Consider the following 6,113-nt stretch of genomic DNA (forward strand, 5'->3'; position numbering starts at 1 on the left):
TGCTAGTGGAGCAATTCAGGTAAGATTCTCAGAAGTACTCACCATCCTCCCTTTCTTTAGCTTTGCAGGCGTTCCAGGTGTGACCATTGGCTGTCTTGTGTCAAACATCGTAATAGGCAGCGATATCTTTGACATCATCTTCGGAACCCTTGCTACCTTCATAGGAGCAGTCGGAACCTGGTACATAGGGATTCTTTTTAAGAAGACAGAGAAGAACATATTCAAATACCTCTCACCACTCCCTCCAATCATAGCAAATATGGTAATAGTTCCTTTTGTACTTACCTATGCTTACCATATGCCTGATGGAATTCCTTTTCTTATGCTTACCGTAGGAGCAGGAGAGGTAATTTCCTGTGGAATACTTGGTTTGATTTTGCTTACAGCACTTTATCCAATAAGAGATAAGGTTTTTAGAGTATAGAACATGTTGTACTGATTTCATTCGTGTGATTTCTAAAAACTGACTGAATATATAGTTAAAGAAATTTAGATAACTGTTTAATGCTTGCCTGAAAGATTTTATGATTTTTATTCAATGTATAAGGGCCGTCACATACAGATAAGTTTACAAGTTATATAGAGTAAATTTTATCTTTAGTGTGACAGCCCTTTATTTTTACAAGATTATTTTATTTCATTTTCTCCGCAAATACAGCAGCTCCTATGGCTCCTGCATACATTGCAGCTTCGTGGGTTTCTACCTTTCTACCAAGCTTATTTGAGAGGGATTCTAAGATATAAGGACAGCCGCAAAGCCCTCCTGTTAAGAAGACCTTGAAGTCCTCAGGTACATTTCTGCACTGGGAAACCACCTTTTCAGTGATTGATTCAACTATACCAAAGGCTATGTCTTCTTTGGGAGTGCCCGCCCCTGCAAGACCGATGACCTCAGACTCTGCAAATACAGTACACATGGAGCTTATCTTCACTCCCTTTCCCTTCCTTGCAAGCTCACAAAGGGAAGCAGGATCATAGCCCATGGCATTTGCCATTACCTCTAAGAATCTTCCCGTACCTGCAGAACATTTGTCATTCATAATGAAGTCCTTAACCTGACCGTCTTCAAGCACGATAATCTTCGTATCCTGCCCTCCTATGTCGATGATAGCAACTTCCCTTTCGTTAAAGAGATATTCTGCGCCCTTAGCGTGACAGGTAATCTCTGTTATATTTTTGTTTGCATAATCAACGCTTACCCGTCCGTAACCTGTGGATACACAGCGGAAATCATCAAAGAAAAAACCATTTTTGATAAGGTCTTCCTTTACATTCCGAGAAGCCTCCTTAGAGCTCCAGCCTGTAGGAAGCCTGTGCTTATAAAGTATCTTTCCTTCCTGCATAGCCACATATTTTGTGCTTGTAGAGCCTAAATCAAGGCCAAAACATATCCTTGCCATAACATCTCCTTAACTTCTAACAAAATTTATTTCTTCCTGCATTTATCTGACACTCTGTTTCAACTATGTTGGCATAGGCTGCCTTATTCTCCCTGATACAAGCTCTCACTCCCTCTATGTCCTCTTCATTTACAAGGAGGCTCATCCCACAGGGAACTGAGCCCTGTATCGTCCTTGGAGTCGGGGATATCCTTGCTTTATGACCGTTTGCCTTTAGTATATCCTGCAACAAGAGCCCCTCTGTATAATTGGCGAATAAGATATAATAATTTTTCATTTTATCCCAACATTTCTATAAATGCGCCGATACGAGTCTTTAACTGTTCAGCATCCGCATCTGTATAATCAGTTTCAATACCAAGCACAGGAATTCCTTTTTCCTTGAGTGTACGCTCAAGGAGGAAGCCCTCTGTATCGTATAGGTTACAGAACTTCAAGCTTACATCTATAACTCCATCAACCTTGTATTCATCAACCATACGGAGAATGTCATCAAACCTCGCTGTATTAGGTGTGAAGCAGGCGCAGTTTGTCTTCATATAACGCCTTGCAAGAGCCATGTACTGTGCCTCAAGAGTAGGAAGATTCTCCTCAACGATATTTTCAAAATATCTGGTTCCTGTACACATTTCCTCACAGACTACAATGGCACCGCTGGTTTCAATGATGTGATGAAGCTTCCAGTTAGGGATGGCAAGAGGAGTACCTGTAACGAGGATTCTCTTGGTTCCCTCCGGACAGACTGAAACTCCGTCTTCTATCCTCTTTTCAAGCTCATCCGCCAGCTTGTTGCACATCTCTGCACAGCGCACAGGGTCGTCAAAGAAAGCTATCTGCATCATAAGAAGGGCGTCCTTTCCGCTAATAGGCGACTTGGCTGCCTTTCTGCAGTTAAATACCCTGCCAAGAGCCCTTCTCTTGTTATTTACTATTTTAATAGCTTCATTAAGATTTTCAACTGTTATTTTATTTCCTGTAAAATCCTCAACTACTTTTTTGAATTCCTCTATCTCCCCTGCCCATTTAACTATGTCCTTTTCACGCTTCATCTGAGGTACGTCCATGATGTGCATAGGTACATCTTCCCCAAGTATCTCCCAAGCCTTCTTCTTCCCGTCGCAGGTGGTCTCACCCACATACATATCTGCTATTCTAAAGAATGGGCAGGTCTTGTCAAGCCTTGCACCTACAGAAGCCTTGATGAGTGGACAGGTACTCTTTGGAAGCACCTTCTCTCCACCCGGCACCCAGAACTGTGAGCCTCCACAGAGTCCTGTGACTATGCCCTTGGCAGCTATTACAATTTCATCAGGCACATAGACGCAGAAGGTACCAAATACCTTCTGACCGTTTTTCTGAGCCTCGATAAGCTCAGCAGGTCTGATACCGTGAATACCTGATACAACAAAATCCCAAAATCCCATGCCTTCAGGCCTGTTTTCCTGTGAAAGATAAACATCACCAAAGGCTACCGGCAGCACCTGACATAGCTGGTCGTGAAGCTCCATATTCATTCCCAGTTCTTCCCACATTTTCTCGTAATCCGCCATAAATAAACCCTCCTAAAATACAGTATTTAATGAATGTATCTACAATTTAGAGACCAGATTAAACTGCTAAATATAATTATAGGTTAATTCTGACAATATTCAAGCCAATTTAAGAGAATTTTTTATGGAAATATTCTATATTTTATAATATTTATTTGTTTTTTCTATGATTAGTTTTGTCTAACTTATACAAAAAAACACCTAACTCATCTACCTCTATAGTTTAGAGATGATGAGCCAGGTATTATTATAAAAGCACTATATTTATCAGACATTCACTAATAATCTGCATTTTAGCCTTATTATACTGCATTAATTAATGATATAGCCTTACTTTAATTGACAGCTTTTATCTCTGAAAGAAAAGTTATTCATTATCTATTTATTCTCTAATTATAATTCGCAGTTGCCTACTGTTCTTGGGAAAGGAATTACGTCACGTATGTTGCCCATTCCCGTGAGGTACATTACACATCTTTCAAAGCCAAGGCCAAACCCTGCGTGCCTTGCTGATCCATATTTTCTAAGGTCAAGATAAAAGTCATAGTCTGCCTCGTTAAGACCGAGCTCCTTCATACGCTTTGTAAGCAGTTCCAGATTCTCTTCTCTCTGGCTGCCTCCTATAATCTCGCCAATGCCTGGAACAAGGCAGTCCATGGCTGCCACTGTCTTGCCGTCATCATTTAGCTTCATATAGAAAGCTTTGATTTCCTTTGGATAGTCTGTTACAAATACAGGACGCTTGAAGATTTTCTCTGTAAGGTAACGCTCGTGCTCTGTCTGTAAGTCACAGCCCCAGCTTACTTTGTAGTCAAACTCGTCGTTATGCTCTTTAAGAAGCTCGATAGCCTCTGTGTATGTTACGCGGCCGAAGTCAGATCCCGCCACACCTTTAAGCCTCTCGATAAGCTCTTTGTCGATGAACTGGTTGAAGAAAGCCATCTCTTCAGGGGCGTTTTCAAGTACATAGTTGATGATGTACTTGAGCATGGATTCAGCCAAGTCCATATCATCTGAAAGGTCTGCAAAAGCTATTTCAGGTTCTATCATCCAGAACTCCGCTGCGTGTCTTGTGGTATTGGAGTTCTCTGCTCTAAAGGTAGGCCCGAAGGTGTAGATATTCTTAAATGCCATGGCAAAGGTCTCACCGTTTAACTGTCCGCTTACGGTAAGGTTGGTAGCCTTGCCAAAGAAGTCCTTACTGTCATCCACCTTTCCGTCCTCGCCAAGAGGGAGGTTGTCAAGGTCAAGAGTAGTCACCCTAAACATCTCTCCTGCACCCTCTGCATCTGAGCCTGTGATGATTGGTGTATGTACATATACAAAGTCTCTCTCCTGGAAAAACTTGTGTATAGCATAGGCTATGAGTGAGCGCACTCTAAATACAGCCTGGAAGGTATTGGTTCTTGGACGAAGATGTGAGATAGTCCTAAGATATTCCATGCTGTGGCGTTTTTTCTGAAGAGGATAATCACTGGTAGACTTTCCTTCCACAATTACCTCGCTTGCCTGTATCTCAAATGGCTGTTTTGCATCAGGAGTAAGTACCAGCTCACCCTTTACAATGACTGCAGAGCCAACATTTAACTTGCTTACCTCTGCAAAATTCTCCATATTATCGTGATAAACGACCTGTAAGGTCTCAAAATATGAACCATCGCTAAGTACTATAAAGCCAAAGGTTTTAGAATCTCTGACACTTCTAATCCATCCACCTACGGCCACTTCTTTTCCCGCGAATTTTTCCTTTTCTTTGAAAAGCTCTCTGACTGAAATAAGTTCCATAATGTCCTCCCAAATATTTAACTTCTAGTATCTTTACAGTATACCACATTTTTATGCCTGCTACCAGTATATATTTTTTGCAGAGATTAGGTAGGACTTATCCCCTTACTCTGTCAAAGCTTACCGCTTTTTTGAAGTTACTCTCGATATAGTCCCAAGTCCTGTCCTTTTTAGCAAGTATCCACATAAGCTTGGTTAGGGCCGCCTCTAAGGTCATATCTGCGGCTTCAAGGTATTTGTATTTTTTAAGTTTAACTCCTACCTCGTAGATATCAGTATCGCTGCCTTCATTTTGTACCTGAGTTGTTATAACAAGCACCTTGTCTTTGGCTTCGTATTTTTCAAGGTTATCGAATATTGCTTTTTGTATGCTGTCAGGAACTCCGCCTGTACCAAAGCTCTCGAGGATAATGCCGTCATAGTTTTCAAATATGGTAGGTATGAGACTGTCGGAAATGCCCGGTATCAGCTTGACCACATATACTTTTTCATTTAGTTCGTGATAAAAGATGGGCTTCATTTTTGTTTTATCCTGAACAATGTATCTGATAATCTTGCCATCATATAGTTCAGCTATAAATGGATAGTTGATACTTGAAAATGCTTCAAAGCTAAAGGTTCTGGTCTTCTTGGCACGGGTTCCCATGATGACCTTGCCACTAAATACTATCTGAACACCACATGAGAGCTCGTCAGCAGCATAGAGTATGCTGTCACGAAGATTAGATTTTGCATCTGTTATCTCCGTTCCTATTGGCTTTTGGGCTCCTGTTAGCACTATTGGCTTAGGGGAGTCTTGAATAAGGTATGAAAGTGCTGAGGCGGTATAGGCCATGGTGTCTGTACCGTGGCAGATAACGAAGGCATCATAGTTGTTGTATTCGCTTTCAATAGCATTTGCTATCAGTTTCCAATGCTCGGGTCTGGTATTGGTGCTGTCGATGCTATAAAGTTCTCTTGTTTCTATATTAATATTTTCTTCTAGCTTTGGCAGGTAAGAGAGAAGCTCCTTCGAGTTTAGTGTGGGAATGAGGCCGTAGGGGGTAATTACAGAGGCAATAGTTCCTCCTGTAGTTAGCATTAGTATGTTTTTCATAGGTATTGCCTTTCTAATGGTTATTGTTCACTGTCTTTTGTATACTAACTATTTTACCATATTTTACCTGATTATGATACATTTTTTACAGTCTTATTTATCGCGCTTAGGATAATGATTTTGGTTTGCAGACCTAGTCACGCTTTCAATTTTGTTTTAGATTTGGCCTACTTAGTCACGCCTAGAATAATAAATTTCAGACTCGCTCCGGCATCCGCTTCGCTTAGATTTTTGGTTATTTTGTACACTTTTCTTTCAAATCTTTGTGTACTTTGCCGTTGT

General features: G+C 41.0%; 6 protein-coding genes. 1 reads left to right on the forward strand and 5 read right to left on the reverse strand.

Going from position 1 to position 6,113, the window contains the following annotated elements; genetic code table 11:
• A partial coding sequence (locus ACO6HM_RS05475; protein WP_485390131.1) for a QueT transporter family protein occupies positions 1–424 on the forward strand: 424 nt, incomplete at its 5' end.
• A 208-nt stretch (positions 425–632) separates the two neighbouring features.
• On the opposite strand, the gene ACO6HM_RS05480 is transcribed toward ACO6HM_RS05475, so the two are convergent.
• The 5 genes from ACO6HM_RS05480 to ACO6HM_RS05500 form a co-directional block, all read right to left on the reverse strand.
• Complete coding sequence (locus tag ACO6HM_RS05480) at positions 633–1,400, reverse strand: acyl-CoA dehydratase activase (RefSeq protein ID WP_485390132.1); 768 nt, start codon at positions 1,398–1,400, stop codon at positions 633–635.
• Between the two features lie 16 nt (positions 1,401–1,416).
• Positions 1,417–1,677: a putative Se/S carrier protein gene (locus ACO6HM_RS05485; protein ID WP_485390133.1), complete on the reverse strand. Its 261-nt coding sequence runs from the start codon at positions 1,675–1,677 to the stop codon at positions 1,417–1,419.
• 1 nt (position 1,678) lies between these two features.
• The gene (locus ACO6HM_RS05490) at positions 1,679–2,950 is read right to left on the reverse strand and encodes a double-cubane-cluster-containing anaerobic reductase (protein WP_485390134.1); all 1,272 of its coding nucleotides are present in this window, start codon (positions 2,948–2,950) and stop codon (positions 1,679–1,681) included.
• Between the two features lie 393 nt (positions 2,951–3,343).
• Entirely contained in the window at positions 3,344–4,735 is a 1,392-nt protein-coding gene (gene asnS, locus ACO6HM_RS05495) for an asparagine--tRNA ligase (RefSeq protein WP_485390135.1), read from the reverse strand.
• Positions 4,736–4,832: 97 nt separating this feature from the next.
• A complete protein-coding gene (locus ACO6HM_RS05500; RefSeq protein ID WP_485390136.1) occupies positions 4,833–5,831 on the reverse strand; it encodes an asparaginase in 999 nt (332 codons plus the stop codon).
• Between the last annotated feature and the right edge of the window lie 282 nt (positions 5,832–6,113).

It is taken from the genome of Catonella sp., from assembly GCF_057250765.1.